General features: G+C 72.8%; 13 protein-coding genes. 7 read left to right on the forward strand and 6 right to left on the reverse strand.

Annotation, left to right across the window (positions count from 1 at the left end; all coding sequences use genetic code 11):
• Positions 1 to 210 precede the first annotated feature (210 nt).
• Positions 211 to 1,599 carry a M14 family metallopeptidase gene (locus tag D6270_RS29865; RefSeq protein WP_109162591.1) on the forward strand — a complete coding sequence of 463 codons (1,389 nt, stop codon included), beginning with the start codon at positions 211 to 213 and terminating at the stop codon, positions 1,597 to 1,599.
• Between the two features lie 73 nt (positions 1,600 to 1,672).
• Positions 1,673 to 3,418, forward strand: a complete 1,746-nt coding sequence (locus D6270_RS29870; protein WP_109162590.1) for a BCCT family transporter — start codon at positions 1,673 to 1,675, stop codon at positions 3,416 to 3,418.
• 34 nt (positions 3,419 to 3,452) lie between these two features.
• On the opposite strand, the gene D6270_RS29875 is transcribed toward D6270_RS29870, so the two are convergent.
• Positions 3,453 to 4,388, reverse strand: a complete 936-nt coding sequence (locus D6270_RS29875) for an FAD-dependent oxidoreductase (protein WP_109162589.1) — start codon at positions 4,386 to 4,388, stop codon at positions 3,453 to 3,455.
• A gap of 118 nt (positions 4,389 to 4,506) precedes the next feature.
• Between D6270_RS29875 and D6270_RS29880 the strand changes: the two genes are divergently transcribed.
• Positions 4,507 to 6,144 carry an ABC-F family ATP-binding cassette domain-containing protein gene (locus tag D6270_RS29880; protein WP_109162588.1) on the forward strand — a complete coding sequence of 546 codons (1,638 nt, stop codon included), beginning with the start codon at positions 4,507 to 4,509 and terminating at the stop codon, positions 6,142 to 6,144.
• Between the two features lie 61 nt (positions 6,145 to 6,205).
• On the opposite strand, the gene D6270_RS29885 is transcribed toward D6270_RS29880, so the two are convergent.
• Positions 6,206 to 8,635 (reverse strand): Tex family protein, encoded by a 2,430-nt coding sequence (locus D6270_RS29885; RefSeq protein ID WP_109162587.1) that lies wholly within the window; start codon positions 8,633 to 8,635, stop codon positions 6,206 to 6,208.
• Between the two features lie 185 nt (positions 8,636 to 8,820).
• Complete coding sequence (locus D6270_RS29890) at positions 8,821 to 9,690, reverse strand: SCO6745 family protein (RefSeq protein ID WP_109162586.1); 870 nt, start codon at positions 9,688 to 9,690, stop codon at positions 8,821 to 8,823.
• A gap of 133 nt (positions 9,691 to 9,823) precedes the next feature.
• Between D6270_RS29890 and D6270_RS29895 the strand changes: the two genes are divergently transcribed.
• Both D6270_RS29895 and D6270_RS29900 read left to right on the forward strand, forming a co-directional pair.
• Entirely contained in the window at positions 9,824 to 10,786 is a 963-nt protein-coding gene (locus D6270_RS29895; RefSeq protein ID WP_413251959.1) for a GlxA family transcriptional regulator, read from the forward strand.
• A 27-nt stretch (positions 10,787 to 10,813) separates the two neighbouring features.
• Positions 10,814 to 11,449 (forward strand): DJ-1/PfpI family protein, encoded by a 636-nt coding sequence (locus D6270_RS29900; protein ID WP_109162584.1) that lies wholly within the window; start codon positions 10,814 to 10,816, stop codon positions 11,447 to 11,449.
• On the opposite strand, the gene D6270_RS29905 is transcribed toward D6270_RS29900, so the two are convergent.
• The gene (locus D6270_RS29905) at positions 11,439 to 12,203 is read right to left on the reverse strand and encodes an enoyl-CoA hydratase/isomerase family protein (RefSeq protein ID WP_109162583.1); all 765 of its coding nucleotides are present in this window, start codon (positions 12,201 to 12,203) and stop codon (positions 11,439 to 11,441) included. The genes D6270_RS29900 and D6270_RS29905 overlap by 11 nt on opposite strands.
• Before the next feature lie 81 nt (positions 12,204 to 12,284).
• On the opposite strand from D6270_RS29905, the gene D6270_RS29910 reads away from it, so the two are divergent.
• A complete protein-coding gene (locus D6270_RS29910) occupies positions 12,285 to 12,962 on the forward strand; it encodes an HdeD family acid-resistance protein (RefSeq protein ID WP_109167216.1) in 678 nt (225 codons plus the stop codon).
• Between the two features lie 146 nt (positions 12,963 to 13,108).
• A complete protein-coding gene (locus tag D6270_RS29915; RefSeq protein ID WP_109162582.1) occupies positions 13,109 to 13,564 on the forward strand; it encodes an ATP-binding protein in 456 nt (151 codons plus the stop codon).
• Between the two features lie 27 nt (positions 13,565 to 13,591).
• Here D6270_RS29915 and idi read toward each other — a convergent pair whose 3' ends face one another.
• The gene (gene idi, locus D6270_RS29920; protein ID WP_026241701.1) at positions 13,592 to 14,185 is read right to left on the reverse strand and encodes an isopentenyl-diphosphate Delta-isomerase; all 594 of its coding nucleotides are present in this window, start codon (positions 14,183 to 14,185) and stop codon (positions 13,592 to 13,594) included.
• Between the two features lie 147 nt (positions 14,186 to 14,332).
• On the reverse strand, positions 14,333 to 15,682 hold the full coding sequence (locus tag D6270_RS29925) for a bifunctional class I SAM-dependent methyltransferase/N-acetyltransferase (protein WP_109162581.1): 1,350 nt from the start codon (positions 15,680 to 15,682) through the stop codon (positions 14,333 to 14,335).
• Positions 15,683 to 15,850: the final 168 nt, after the last annotated feature.

Below are 15,850 nucleotides of genomic sequence, written 5' to 3' on the forward strand. Positions count from 1 at the left end.
AGGCTAAGCAGCCCGCCGGGCAGGCCGGTCGATTCCGGGCATCTCTGTCACATGATCGCCATGCCCTCGTCACGACCGGCAGTGATCGCCCCCTGTTGCACGGGAGTTCACCCAGGTAACGTCCGCGGCACCGACCGACCGGGCGGGCACCTCGGTGTCCGCCGCCCGCGCCCGCCCGTACTCCGTCCGTACCCCGGGAGACTGCCGCTGATGACCCCTCGCACCATCCGCGCGCTCCGCATGCTCAGCCCGCAGCCCTGGCTCGGACCGGTCGCCCATCCCGGCCGCCCGCCGTCCGGTGCGCGGCGCGGGGGCCCGGCGGTCCGGCGCCGGAGTGCGGTGGTGGCGGCGGTCTTGGGCGCGCTGGCGGTTCCGTTCGCCATCGCACCCGCCGAGGCCGCGCCGCATCCGCCGCGCACCGGGTTCGAGGCGAGCGACGGGGCGCGCTGGACCGGGCCGCGGGAGGAGCAGGCCTTCCTGGGGGCGGTGGACCGGGGGAGCGACCGGGCCGCCGTCGAACGGATCGGGACGACCGGGCAGGGCCGCCCCCTCCAACTCGTGCGCATCGGGAAGCAGTTCCCCGCCGCCACCACGATCCTGCTGATCTGCAGTCAGCACGGTGACGAGCCCGCCGGGCGTGAGGCCTGTCTGACCACCCTGCGCGACCTGGCCTTCGCCGAGGACCGTGCCACCCGCGCCTTCCTCTCCCGTACGACGGTGCTGGTGGTGCCCACCGCCAACCCGGACGGGCGCGCCGCCGACACCCGGGGCAACGCCGACGGCGTCGACGTCAACCGGGACCACATCGCCCTGGAGACCGCGGAGGGCCGGGCGATCGCGGCCGTCGTCCGCGACGAACGGCCCGATGTCATCTACGACTTGCACGAGTACGGTGCCACGCAGCCGTATTACGACAAGGACCTCTTCGTCCTGTGGCCCCGCAACCTGAACGTCGACAGCCGTGTCCACGGCCTCTCGCGCACGCTCTCCGAGCGGTATGTGCGGCCCGCCGCGACCGAGGCCGGCTACAGCAGCGGCCACTACGGCATCTGGACCGACCCCGTCACCGGCGACCCCATCAAGCAGACCGCCGGTGACGGCCAGGAACGCATCCTGCGTAACGCCTCCGGCCTCAAGCACGCCGTCGGCCTCCTCGTCGAGTCACGCATCGACGCCCTGAGCGAGGCGGAGAAGGACGACCCGGCCCTCAACCACCGGCGCCGGGTCCACTCCCAGCGGACCGCGCTGGGCGGCCTCTTCGACTTCACCCAGGAGCAGCGCGCCCGCATCCGCGCCGCCACCGCGCTCTCGCGTCTGAGCGGCTACGCCGACCGCGGCCCCGTCCACCTGGGCGGCGCCGACAACGATCCGGCCGGGCCCGGCGAGGTCCTCACCGACCCGCCGTGCGGCTACCGGCTGGACGCGGCCCAGTACGCCGGGGTGAAGGAGCGGCTCGCCCTGCACGGTGTCCGGTCCCACCGGGACGGAGCTGGCGCATATGTGCCCCTGCGGCAGTCGGCCAGGAGCCTGATTCCGCTCCTCCTCGACCAACGGGCGTCATATTCCATCACATCTGGTCAAGCTGTTACGGCTTGTTGATTCTTCGGGATCGTAGGCAGGTGTGGTACTGCCTACGAAGAGTGTTTTTCGGACTCGGTGAAAGGTGCCATTTGTGTCCCAGGACGACCAGTCAGCCGGGAGCCGGGAGGAACTGTCGGTCACGGCCGACCTTCCCCCCGAACCGCTCAACACCCGGGCCCCGACCACCGACCGGGTGGTGTTCGGCGTCACGGCGGTCCTCACCGTCGCCTTCGTCGTCTGGGGCGCGATCGCCACCTCATCGCTGGAGACGGCGTCCGGCAAGCTGCTCAAGGGGCTCATCCACAACGGCGGCTGGGCCTTCATGCTCGCCGCGTCGGGCTTCGTCATCTTCGCCCTCTGGCTGGCCATCAGCCGCTACGGGAAGATCTGCCTCGGCCAGGAAGGGGAGCCGCCGGAGTTCCGGACCATCTCCTGGGTCGCGATGATGTTCAGCGCCGGTATGGGCATCGGGCTGATGTTCTGGGGCGTCAGTGAGCCCTTGGCCCACTTCCGCACCCCGCCGCCCGGCACCGACCCCGCCGACTCGGCCGAGGCCATGCAGACGGCGATGGCCACCACCCTCTTCCACTGGACGCTGCACCCCTGGGCGATCTACGCGGTGGTCGGCCTCGCCATCGCCTACAGCGCCTACCGGATGCGCAGGAGGCAGACGATCAGCGCGGTCTTCGAGCCGCTGATCGGCGAGCGCCACGCGCGCGGAGGCGTCGGGCGCGTCATCGACATCCTGGCCATCTTCGCCACGCTCTTCGGCTCGGCGGCCTCGCTGGGCCTCGGCGCCCTCCAGATCGGCAGCGGTATCCAGGAGCTGGACTGGCTGGAGAAGGCCGGCACCGGCCTCCTCGTCGCCATCATCGCCGTGCTGACGGTCGGCTTCGTCGCCTCCGCGGTCTCCGGTGTGGAGAAGGGCATCCAGTGGCTCTCCAACATCAACATGGTGCTGGCCCTGCTCCTGGTCGTGTTCGTCTTCATCGTCGGCCCCACGATCTTCGTCCTCGACCTGATCCCCACCTCGCTGGGCGCCTACATCAGTGACCTCGGACAGCTCGCCGGCCGCACCGAGGCCACCGGCGGCGGTGAAGTCGCCGACTGGCTCGGCGGCTGGACGGTCTTCTACTGGGCCTGGTGGATCTCCTGGACGCCCTTCGTCGGCATGTTCATCGCCCGTATCAGCCGGGGCCGCACGATCCGCCAGTTCGTCGGCGGCGTCATCCTGGTGCCCAGCACGGTCAGCCTGATCTGGTTCGCCGTCTTCGGCGGCACGGCCATGAAGCTGGACGAGGCGGGCAAGCTCACCGGCGCGGACACCCCCGAGGCCCAGCTCTTCGGCGTCCTCCAGGAGTACCCGATCGCCACCGTCACGAGCATCCTGGTGATGATCCTCGTCGGCATCTTTTTCGTCTCCGGCGCCGACGCCGCCTCGATCGTCATGGGCACGCTCTCGCAGAAGGGCATCCTGGAGCCCAGCAAGTGGGTCGTCATCTTCTGGGGTGTCGTGACCGGGGCCGTGGCCGCGATCATGCTGCTCATCGGGGACGGCCAGGAGAACGCGCTGGAGGGGCTCCAGAACCTCACCATCCTGGTCGCCGCGCCCTTCGTCGTCGTCATGGTCGGCATGTGCGTGGCCCTGATGCGGGACCTGCGCAGGGACCCGCAGATCGTCCGCGAGGAGTTCGGCGTGGAGGCGGTCGAGTCCGCGGTGATCGAGGGGCACGCCAAGTACGACGGCGACTTCGAGATCCGTATCGGCCCCGGCACCACGGTCACCACGGACGAGCGCCACAAGGACACCCCGATCGAGAAGGGCCCCCAGGGCTGAGTCCCGGGGACCCCTTCGCACGTACGGCGGCGGCTCAGCCCACCAGGGCGGCCGCCGCCCGTGCGCAGCCCCACGCCACGGTCACGCCCGCACCCCCGTGCCCGTAGTTGTGCACCAGCAGACCGCCGCCGGGCAGGGGCTCCGCCTCGATCCGCACCCCGGCCTCCCGCGCCGGCCGCAGTCCCACCCGGTGCCCCAGCACCCGGGCGCCCGCGATCTCCGGCCGGACCCGCGCACACCGTGCCAAGATCTCCCGGGCCGTCCCCGCATCGGGCTCCCGTCGCTCGTCGTCCGCCTCGGCGGTGCCCCCCAGCACCAGACCGGCCGGCTGCGGGAAGAAGTACGTCGTCGCGGCCGACGCCTGGTCCGCCTCGGTGAACCACTCCTCGATCCCCGGGTTCTCCACCACGACCAGCTGCCCCCGCACCGCCCGCACCCCCGCGTCCGGCACCAGTTCGCGCGCGCCCAGCCCCGTGCAGTTCACCACCACCGGGGCGGACGCCGCCGCCTCCTCGAACCCGGCCACCGCCCGCCGCTCCACCGCACCCCCCGCCGCCGTCAGCCGCCCCTCCAGCCACGCCAGGTGGACCGGCATGTCCAGCAGCGGCAGCACCACCTGCAGCCCCTCGGCCACCTCCACGGCACCCTTCAGCTCCGCCGCCCAGGGCCCCAGCGCCGCGAACCGCTCACCGCCGTGCACCCCCGCCACCACCCGCACGCCGCTCCCACCGGCCCCGGCCGCCAGCTCCTCGTACACCGCGAGTGTCTCCAGCGACCAGGCGCCGACCCGCTCCGCCGGTTCGATCCGGTACGGCCACCACAGCGCCCCCGCCACCGCCGACGTCGTCACCCCGGCCGGATCGCGCGACCAGACCCGCACCCGCAGCCCGCGCTCCGCCAGGGTCACGGCGGTGGTCAGGCCGATGACCCCGCCGCCCACCACGATCACATCCGCCACATCCGTCGTCATGGTCACTCCTGTCCCGTCCGTACGCACCTGTCGCTGCCCGGACGCTAACGGAAACCCCACGTCGGGGGCAGAGGGCAGCGGAGGGCACCCGTCACCGGCGACTAGGATCGGCACCCTGATGACTGCCACCCTCGTCGCCAAGGACCTCGCCGCCGGACACGGCGACCGCACGCTCTTCGCCGGACTCGACCTCGTCGTCGCCCCCGGAGACGTGATCGGTCTCGTCGGAGTCAACGGCGCCGGAAAATCGTCCCTGCTCCGCCTGCTCGCCGGACTCGACCGCCCGGAGGAGGGCGAGCTGCGGCTCTCCCCGCCCACCGCCACCGTCGGCCACCTCCCGCAGGAGCCGGAGCGGCGCGAGGGCGAGACCGTGGCCGCGTTCCTGGCCCGCCGCACCGGCGTCGCCGACGCCCAGCGCGCCATGGACGAGGCGACGGAGGGCCTGGTCTCCGGGGCCCCGGGCGCGGACGACGCGTACTCGGAAACCCTGGAGCGGTGGCTCGCCCTCGGCGGCGCGGACCTGGAGGAGCGGGCCGCGCAGGTAGCCGCCGAGCTGGGCCTCACGGTCAGCCTGGACCTGCCCATGACGGCCCTCTCCGGAGGCCAGGCGGCGCGCGCCGGACTCGCCTCCCTCCTCCTCTCCCGCTACGACGTCTTCCTGCTGGACGAGCCGACCAACGACCTCGACCTCGACGGCCTGGAGCGCCTGGAGCGCTTCGTCTCGGGGCTGCGGGCCGGGACCGTCGTCATCAGCCACGACCGCGAGTTCCTGATGCGCACGGTCACCAAGGTGCTCGAACTCGACCTGGCCCAGCAGCAGATCAACCTCTACGGCGGTGGCTACGCGGCCTATCTGGAGGAGCGCGAGACCGCCCGCCGGCACGCCCGCGAGGGGTACGAGGAGTACGCCGACAAGAAGGCCGCCCTCGAAGCGCGCGGCCATATGCAGCGCTCCTGGATGGACAAGGGCGTCAGGAACGCCCGCCGCAAGGCCACCGACGGCGACAAGCTCGGCCGCAACGCCCGCAGCGAGGCCAGTGAGAAGCAGGCGGCGAAGGCCCGCCAGACCCAGCGCATGATCGAACGCCTCGACACCGTCGAGGAGCCGCGCAAGGAGTGGGAGCTGCGGATGGAGATCGCCACCGCCCCGCGCTCCGGATCGGTCGTCGCGACCCTGCGCGAGGCCCAGGTGGTGCGCGGTGAGTTCTCGTTCGGGCCCGCCTCGCTCCAGATCGACTGGGCCGACCGGGTCGCCATCACCGGCGCCAACGGCGCGGGCAAGTCCACCCTGCTCGCGGCCCTGTTGGAGCGGCTCCCGCTGGACTCCGGCCAGGCCACGCTCGGTTCGGGCGTCGTGGTCGGCGAGGTCGACCAGGCCCGTCGGCTCTTCCTCGGCTCCCAGTCGCTGCTGGCGGCGTTCTGCGCCGCGGTCCCCGACACGGAACCGGCCGAAGTCCGCACACTGCTGGCCAAGTTCGGCCTGCGCGCCGACCATGTGATGCGCCCGGCCACCAGCCTCTCCCCGGGCGAACGCACCCGCGCTGCCCTCGCCCTGCTCCAGGGCCGGGGAGTCAACCTCCTGGTACTCGACGAGCCGACGAACCACCTGGACCTGCCCGCCATCGAACAGCTGGAAGCGGCCCTGGAGAGCTACACGGGCACCCTGCTGCTGGTCACCCACGACCGGCGGATGCTGGAGGCGGTCCGCACCACCCGCCGTATCGAAGTGGCGGACGGCCAGATCAAGGAAGTCTGAGCGGAGTTACGGGGGTGGGGGCGGGCCGCACGTGGCGGCCCGCCCCCACCCGTCTCCGGGCTCAGCGCCCCCGGCCGCCCTGCTGCGGATCGGTCAGCCCGGCCCGCCGCAGCGCATCGGCCATCGCGCTGTTCGCCGGAGCCGGAGCACCCTGCCCCTGCCGCGAGCCACCGCCACCGCCGCGCCGGTCCCGGCCGCCGCCCTGACGGCCCTGCCCGCCGCCGGACCCCTGGCCGCCGCCCTGGCCCTGTCGCTGCTTCGGCGGACGGGCGCCGCCCCGCTCACCACGGCCCTGCCCGCCGCCCGCGCCCGGCTCGTCGTCCAGCCGCAGCGTCAGCGAGATCCGCTTGCGCGGCACGTCGACGTCCATGACCTTGACCTTCACGATGTCCCCGGGCTTCACGACATCGCGCGGGTCCTTCACGAACGTCTTCGACAGCGCCGACACATGCACCAGGCCGTCCTGGTGGACGCCGATGTCGACGAACGCCCCGAACGCCGCCACATTCGTCACGACGCCCTCCAGCACCATGCCGGGCTCCAGGTCGCCGAGCTTTTCGACGCCCTCCTTGAAGGTCGCCGTGCGGAACGCGGGCCGCGGGTCGCGCCCCGGCTTCTCCAGCTCCTTCAGGATGTCCGTCACGGTCGGCAGACCGAACATGTCGTCCACGAAGTCCGCCGCGCGCAGCGACCGCAGCGCCTCCGTGTTGCCGATCAGCGAGGCGACCTCGCCGCCCGCCGTTCCACTCATCCGCCGCACCACCGGGTAGGCCTCCGGGTGCACGCTGGAGCCGTCCAGCGGGTCGTCGCCGCCCCGGATACGCAGGAAGCCCGCGCACTGCTCGTACGCCTTCGGACCCAGCCGAGCCACGTCCTTGAGCGCCTTGCGGGAGCGGAAGGGGCCGTTGGTGTCGCGGTGCGTCACGATGTTCTCGGCGAGTCCCGAGCTGATCCCCGAGACCCGCGAAAGGAGCGGCGCCGAGGCGGTGTTGACGTCCACGCCGACACCGTTCACACAGTCCTCCACCACCGCGTCCAGCGAACGCGACAGCTTCACCTCGGACAGGTCGTGCTGGTACTGGCCGACGCCGATCGACTTCGGGTCGATCTTCACCAGCTCGGCCAGCGGGTCCTGGAGCCGCCGCGCGATCGAGACCGCGCCGCGCAACGACACGTCCATGTCGGGCAGTTCCTGCGAGGCGAAGGCCGAGGCGGAGTACACCGAGGCGCCCGCCTCCGAGACCATCACCTTGGTGAGCTTCAACTCCGGGTGCTTGTCGATCAGTTCACCGGCGAGCTTGTCCGTCTCACGGGACGCCGTGCCGTTGCCGATCGCGATCAGGTCGACCGCGTGCTCCTTCGCCAGGTGCGCGAGCTTGGCCAGCGCCTGGTCCCACTTGTTGGCGGGCACATGCGGGTGGATCACCTCGGTGGCCACCACCTTGCCGGTCGCGTCGACGACCGCGACCTTCACCCCCGTACGGAAACCGGGGTCCAGGCCCAGCGTGGCCCGCGTCCCGGCCGGGGCGGCGAGCAGCAGGTCGCGCAGGTTGGAGGCGAAGACCCGTACGGCCTCGTCCTCCGCCGCCGTGCGCAGCCGCAGCCGCAGATCGATGCCCAGGTGCACCTGGATCCGGGTCCGCCACGCCCAACGCACCGTGTCCGCCAGCCACTTGTCGCCCGGCCGGCCCCGGTCGGCGATCTCGAAACGGCGGGCGATCATGTTCTCGTACGTCGAGGGGCCCGGTCGTTCGGCCACCTCCGGCTCCTCCGGCTCCAGGACCAGGTCGAGGACGTTCTCCTTCTCGCCCCGGAGCATCGCGAGCACCCGGTGCGAGGGCAGCGCGGTGAACGGCTCCGCGAAGTCGAAGTAGTCGGCGAACTTGGCGCCCGCCTCCTCCTGGCCCTCACGCACCTTCGCCGCCAGCCGGCCGCGGGTCCACATGCGCTCGCGCAGCTCACCGGTCAGGTCGGCGTCCTCGGAGAACCGCTCGGTGAGGATGGAGCGCGCGCCCTCCAGGGCCGCAGCCGCGTCCGCCACGCCCTTGTCGCCGTCCACGAACGCGGCGGCGGCGGCGAGCGGATCGACCGACGGGTCGGCGAGCAGCCCGTCCGCCAGCGGTTCGAGCCCCGCCTCCCGGGCGATCTGCGCCTTCGTCCGCCGCTTCGGCTTGAACGGCAGGTAGATGTCCTCCAGGCGCGCCTTGGTCTCGGCGCCCCGGATCGCGGCCTCCAGCGCGGCGTCGAGCTTGCCCTGTTCGCGGACGGAGTCGAGGATCGACGTGCGCCGCTCCTCCAGCTCCCGCAGATACCGCAGCCGCTCCTCCAGCGTGCGCAGCTGCGCGTCGTCGAGCGATTCGGTCGCCTCCTTGCGGTAGCGCGCGATGAACGGCACGGTGGACCCGCCGTCGAGCAGCTCGACGGCCGCCCTGACCTGTCGCTCACGTACGCCGAGCTCCTCGGCGATCCTGCCTTCGATGGACGTCGTCACGGTTTTCCCGACTCGCCTTCTCGTACTGGCTGTGCTGGCCGTGCTCGCGGTGCGATGAGCACGTTCTTCCCTGGGCTTCCCCAGGCCTGCATTCTGCCGGGTGGCCGGGGCCGATGTCGCGCGACCTCGGGGAACACGCCCGGAGCCCCCGCCACCGTGTGCGAGGGCTCCGGGCGCGGCAGGGTTCAGCCCTGGCCGGTCGCCTCGGCCGGGAAGGCGCCCGCGGCGGCCGCCGTGAACAGGAAGCCGCGCCCCAGCTCGGTGAGCCGCTCCACACCGTCCGCGCCCAGGTGTTCGTACGGGGCCCGGTCCATCCGGTCCGTCGCCTCCTCCACCTCCGCGCGCAGCGCCGTCCCCGCGTCGGTCAGCGCCGGCTCCTCGCCCGCCGCCAGCAGCCCGCGCTCCCGCAGCCGGGCGGAGGCCGCCTCCCAGTCGGTGCGGCGCCAGCCCCGGGAGGAGAGGAGCCAGCGGATCGCCATGCCCTTGCCCGTGGCGGTGTGGCTGACGAGCGACTCCACCGGGTCCAGACCGGCGGCGAGCAGCGCCGCGAGGTGCGCGTCGCCGCGGTGTTCGCGCAGCAGGGTCGCGGCGTGCCAGAACGCCAGGTGCGGCTCGTCGGGCACCGGCAGCTCCGCGTGCGCGGCGTAGAGCGGGCGGGCGTGCGGGGTGCAGGCCTCGGTGGCGCGCAGCGCGAGCCGGGCCGCCTCCGCCATCTCGTCCGAGGCGATGATCTCCTCACCGAGCAGCCGCCGCAGCGTCGCGTCCGCCGCCCGCAGCCGTGCCCCGAGCACCTGCTCGGGCGAGGCCACGGACCAGACGGCGGGCACGTGCTCGGCCACCAGGGCGGGGTTGAAGTTGTAGAAGGTCGCGGTGACGGTGCCCGCCCCCACGGCCCCGAACGCTGCGGCGCGGGTGGCGAAGTAGGCGGCGCTCGGGTCCTCGATGCCGAGCTTGCCCAGCTCGGCGCCCAGGTCGGGGGAGAAGAAGAGGCAGGAGTGCAGCGGGTTGACGGCGTTGTGGCAGCGGCGTTCCGCGCGGACCGGAAGAGAACTCATACCCGCACGTTACCGACTGGTCGGTACGGCGGGAACCCTGGGGAGGGCCCCGGCGCGGAGAACGGCCCGATGGCAGAGAAGGTGGGGTACTCGTCGTTGCGGCCACCGCCGCCCGCCGCCCAGGATGGCAGGTGTGATCCAGCGAACCGTGCTCGTCGTCCTCTTCGACGGCGTCCAGAGTCTCGACGCGACCGGCCCGATGGAGGTCTTCGCCGGGGCCTCCCGGGCGCCGGGCGTCTCCTACGACCTGCGGACCGCCTCATGCGACGGCGGCCCCGTCTGCGCCTCCAGCGGGCTGACCCTGATGCCCGACAGCAGCCTGGCGGAGGCACCCGTACCGCACACCCTGCTGGTCCCCGGCGGGCACGGCAGCCGCGCCGCCCACCCGGAGCTGACCGACTGGCTGCGGGCCCACGCGCCACGGGCCGAGCGGCTGGTCTCCGTCTGCACCGGGGCCCTGCTCCTGGCCCGCGCCGGCCTGCTGGACGGGCACCGGGTGACCACCCACTGGGCCTTCTGCGAGCAGCTCGCCCGGGACTTCCCCGACGTCCGGGTGGACCCCGACCCGATCTTCGTACGGGACGGGCGGCTGGCCACCTCGGCGGGCGTCACCGCGGGCATCGACCTGGCGCTCGCGCTGGTGGAGGAGGACCACGGCCGGGACCTGGCGCTGACCGTCGCCCGCCACCTCGTGGTCTTCCTGCGCCGCCCCGGCAACCAGGCCCAGTTCAGCGCGCAGCTCAGCGCCCAGACCGCACAGCGCGAACCCCTGCGCGAGGTCCAGCACTGGATCACCCAGCACCCGGACGCGGACCTCGCCGTGGAAGCCCTCGCGGCCCGCGCCCGGCTCTCGCCCCGGCACTTCGCCCGCGCGTTCCGGGCGGAGACCGGTACGACACCGGGGCGGTACGTCGACCGCGTACGCCTGGAGCACGCCCGCAGGCTCCTGGAGGACACCTCCGAACCCGTCGAACGGATCGCCCGCGCCAGCGGCTACGGCACGCCCGAAGCCATGCGCCGCGCCTTCGTGAAGGCCCTCGCCACGGCACCGGCCGAGTACCGCCGCCGCTTCCGTACGCCGATGTCCGCCACCTGACCCGACCCGCCCACCGAAAGGCAGCCCGTGCAGATCGCCATCACCCTCTTCGACCGCTTCACCGCCCTGGACGCGGTGGGACCCTACGAGATCCTCAGCCGCGCCCCGGGAGCCGAGGTCGTCTTCGTCGCCGAACGGACCGGCCCCGTGGCCAACGACACCGGCAGCCTCGAACTCGTCGCCCACCAGACCCTCGCCGAGGTGCCGGCCCCCGACCTGGTGATCGTGCCGGGCGGTCCGGGGCAGAGCGACCAGATGGAGAACGGGACGCTGCTCGGCTGGCTGCGCACGGCCGACGCCACCACCACCTGGACGACCTCCGTCTGCACCGGCTCCCTGCTGCTCGCGGCGGCCGGACTGCTGGAAGGCCGGCGGGCCACCTCCCACTGGCTGGCGCTGGAGGCCCTGAAGGAGTTCGGCGCCGAGCCGACGGGGGAGCGGGTGGTGTTCGACGGCAAGTACGTCACCGCCGCCGGGGTCTCCTCCGGCATCGACATGGGGCTCACCCTGCTCGGCCGGATCGCGGGCGACGACACCGCGCGCTCGGTTCAGCTGCTCACGGAGTACGACCCGCAGCCGCCCTACGACTGCGGGTCCCCCGAGAAGGCCCCGGCTGCCCTGGTCGAGGAGTGGCGGGCCAGGAGCCGCCACCTCACCCGGTAGGGCCCGTCGGGTAGGTGAAGCGCGGCGCGCGCCGCTCCAGGAAGGCGGCGACCCCCTCCGCGGTGTCGCCGCTGGCCTGCGCCTGACCGGTCCAGTACACGTCCCGGTCCTGCCGTCCCGCCGCGAACTCCTTCGCCGCCGCCTGCGTCAGCTGGGAGCGCGAGGCCAGCACCCCGGCGTACGCCGCCACCCGCTCGTCCAGTCCGCCGGCGGGCAGCACCTCGTCCACCAGGCCGGTGCGCAGGGCCCTCTCCGTATCGATCAGCTCCCCCGAGAAGAGCAGGTGCTTCGCCGTGGCCGGGCCGACCAGCGCGACCAGCCGCCGGGTGGAGGAGGAGGGGTAGACGATGCCGAGCTTGGCCGGGGTGACGCCGAACAGCGCGCCCTCCCGCGCGAACCGCAGATCGCAGGCTGCCGCCAGCTGGCTGCCGCCGCCCACGCAGTAACCGCGCACGGCGGCGAGCGTCGGCCGGGGGAAGGCGGCGAGCGCCTCCTCGGCCGCCACCGCCAGGGCCTGCGCGTCCCCGGCGCTCTCCCGCAGCGTGGAGATGTCCGCCCCGGCGCAGAAGGTGTCGCCTGCACCCGTCAGCACCAGCACCCGGACCGCCGGGTCGGCGGCCAGCCGCTCCAGCAGTTCCGGCAGGCTCCGCCACATCGCGGCGGTCATGGCGTTGCGCTTGGCGGGGTGGCTGATCACGACGGTGGCGATCCCGCCGTCGACGGAGCAGAGCAGCTGGGGTTCCGTACGGTCCATGCGCCGGATGCTATCCGCAGGGTTCGAACCTATGATCAAGAAGGGGTCGCGAAGCGGACACGCACCGTGAAGGAGCTGTCGATGAACGGACCCACCGCCGAGAGCAGCAACCACGGCCCCGGCACCAGGCGCGGAAAGCGCGGACCTACCACCGAAGGCAGAAAGCTCAGCCGCGGTTTCAGCTGGCTCGCCCTCCTCGGCACGCTGCTGGTGATCGCGGGCATCGTCGGCCTGGTCTACACCGGCGTCGCCACCCTCACCTCCATGCTGCTGTTCGGCTGGCTGCTGCTGATCGGCGGCATCGTCGCTCTGGCACAGGCGATCCAGTCGCGCGGCACCAACTACTTCTGGCTGGGCGTCGTGGTCGCCGCCCTGAACCTCGCCGCCGGTGTCGTGGTGATCCGCCACCCCGAGGGCACCGCCGAGGCGCTGACCATGTTCGCCGCGCTGCTCTTCCTGACGGGCGGGGTGTTCCGGCTGGTCGGCAGCGTCGTCGTCCGGGGGCCGCAGATGGGGTGGACGCTCCTCCAGGGCGCCTTCGGGCTGCTGCTGGGCCTGCTGGTGCTGTTCGACTGGCCGCACAGCAGCCTGTACGTTCTCGGCGTCTTCTTCTCGCTGGCCCTGCTCTTCGACGGCCTCGGCCTCATCGCCATCGGGGTCGGCGGCCGGCGCATCGTCAGCATGGTCTCGGACCGGCTCGAAGAACCCGGCCCGGCTACGGACAGTCCGCCCCAGGCCCCGGGAGATGGGCGGAAGTAGTCCACCACCTGGCGCCATCGCGCACCTTCGGTCAAATAGCGCCGATACACAGCTATTTCCGATCAGTGGCACGGTACGGACCAAGCCATTCCCAACACTCTTTACTCGACGGTCAGTGCAGTGCGAGTGAGAGCTGGTGCCGGACGATGGAGAGCCTCGGGAGTGCCCCTGCCGAACCCGTGTCGTACGAGGGGGTGTGGCGCTTCACCGCCCCCGCCGTCGACGTGTCCGTGCCCCAGGCCCGGCACGCCGTACGCGACCTCCTCGGCCGCCAGGGCGTGCCGATCGAGGACGACATCCTCCAGGGCCTGCTGCTGATCCTCTCGGAACTGGTCACCAACGCGGTCAAGCACGCGGCGCTGCTCTCGCCGGAACTGGCGGTCGAGGTGGCCATCGGTGCCGACTGGGTCAGGGTCTCCGTCGAGGACAGCCACCCCTACCGGCCCACCGCGCTGGAGACGGACTACGCGCAGACAGGCGGCCGCGGGCTCCTGCTGGTCAAGGAGATCACCGCCGAGGCGGGCGGGACCTGCGACGTGGAGCACACTGCGAGCGGCGGCAAGATCATCTGGGCGGCGCTGCCGTTGAAGACGCAGCTCTGACCGCCCCGTACGCGATCCGTGCGAGGGTCACCAGCCCGCGGACGGACCCGTCAGCTCACGGATCGCCGGACGCGCCGCGTCCAGCACCGTCATGAACCACGCCGAGAACGGCGCCCGCGCATGCCGCTCCGCCAGCTCCGCCGCCGTCACGAAGGCCGTCTCGCCGACCTCCTCCGGGTCCGGCTTCAGCGCCTCCTGGGCCATCCCCACGAACAGATGGTTGAACTCCTGCTCCACCAGGCCCGAGGCCGGGTCCGGGTGGTTGTAGCGGACCGTGCCCGCCTCGGCGAGCAGCGAGGGCGCGATCCCCAGCTCCTCGTACGTACGTCGCGCGGCTGCCGCGAAGGGGGCCTCACCCGGGTAGGGGTGGCCGCAGCAGGTGTTCGACCAGACACCGGGGGAGTGGTACTTGCCGAGCGCCCTGCGCTGGAGCAGCAGCCGGCCCTGCTCGTCGAAGAGGAAGACGGAGAACGCGCGGTGCAGCTGCCCGGGGGCCTGGTGGGCCGCCAGCTTCTCCGCGGTGCCGATGGTGGTGCCGTTCTCGTCGACCAGTTCGAGCATGATCGCTTCTGCGGTGCCGTTCGACGAGCTGTGCGTCGCGGTGGCTGGTGTGGTCGGCATACCCATCCTTGTCTGTGGTCCCCGGCCTCGTGCGCCGGACCCCTCGAGTCCGGTCAAGTCTGCCGTACAAAAGCCGCTTGTCCGCACTTCGGGTCCGGGCATGTCCGCCCCGCCGCGCTCCTCGCGCACGCCGGGGCGGACGGGTCGTCAGACCCCGAAGGCCGCCGGATAGCGGATCATGCCCACCGGAACCGGAGCGGAATCGTCCAGCACCAGCGCCATCATCGCCTCGTCCGGCACCTCGAAACCGGCCCGGATCCCGTAGCGGGACGCCGGTACGAAGCCGAAGCGCGCGTAGTAGCCGGGGTGCCCGAGCACCACCACGAGCGCCTCCCCACGCACCCGTGCGCCATCGAGGACCGCCCGCACCACGGCCTGCCCGGCCCCCTGCCCCTGGTGCGCGGGCGAGGTGGCCACCGGGGCCAGGGCCAGCGCCGGGGCGTCGCCGACCCGGCACCGGGTCAGCAGCGCGTACGCCGCCGGGGACCCGTCCGGCGCCTCGGCTACGTACGAGAGCTCCGGCAGCCAGGCCTCGGGATCGGCCCGCAGCGCGTCCACGAGGCCGGCCTCCTCCCGGGTCGGGAAGGCAGCGGCGTTGACCGCGTACACGGCCTCCCGGTCCGCCGCCGTCTCCGGCCGGGTGGTCCAGCGGGGATCGGCCGGGCGCAGCAGGTACGCGGCGTAGCCGTACTCCGCGCCGTGCTTCCGCCGTACGGCCGGCTCCTCGCGGGTGGCCGCCGGCGCGCACTCCATGCCGGGAACCGCCCGGTCGGCGCTCTCCATCCGTTCGTCGAGCGGGACGTGGTGGGTGTCCCCGTCGCTGTCGGGGTGGAGCAGGACCGCCCAGACCGTACAGCCCGCGGCGACGGCCGCCGCGGTGGTCTCCGGCAGGGTGCGCGGGGAGCCGTCGCGCTCCCGGAGGGCGCGCGCCCCGGCCGATGGCGCGCCGGTGGTCCGGACGTACTCGGAGACCATCAGCGCGCCGCCCGGAGCGAGCAGCCGCTGCCAGTCCCGTACGGCGGTGGCGAAGCCGGTGCGGTACGCCGCCCCCTCGGGGGTGCCTTGCCGGTCAAGCCGGGCGCGCGGGTGCCGGCACCGCTCCCTGAGCCGGTCCGGCCGACAGGACACTCCCCCGGCCAGGACCAGGTCGAAGGAGCCCGCCGGGACATCGGGGCCGGTGAGGGCGCCCATGTCGGCCCGGACCGTACGGATACGGTCGCCCAGGCCGCGCGCCTCCGCCGCCTCGTCCAGCTCGTCCAGGAACGGCTGATGCAGGTCGACGGCGGTCACCCGGGCGCCCGCCTCGGCGGCGAGCAGCAGCGAGGCCCGGCCCGGGCCGCAGCCCAGGTCGAGGACGCGCGGACGGTCGGGGAGAGGCCCGGCCAGAGCGAGCAGCCGGCGCGTGGTGGCGTCGGAGCCGGGGCTCTGCCGGGGGAGAGGGTGGTGCAGGGCGAAGAACGCCTCGGTGCGCGAGGCGTCGTCGGTGTGGTCGGTCAACGGGGGAACCCTTGGGTGCGAGGGCTCCGACCTGATCCGGACAGAGGTGGACCTAGCCGGAGACCCGGGAGATGAGGGGGAACGATTGCTGCGCCCAGAAGGCGTCGTCGCGACCGTCATCAACCTCAGCTCCTCTCGAAAGGGGTCCCGGTCCACCGGGGCCGTCCA

Origin of the sequence: Streptomyces griseus subsp. griseus (genome assembly GCF_003610995.1) — a bacterium.
GTDB lineage: Bacteria > Actinomycetota > Actinomycetes > Streptomycetales > Streptomycetaceae > Streptomyces.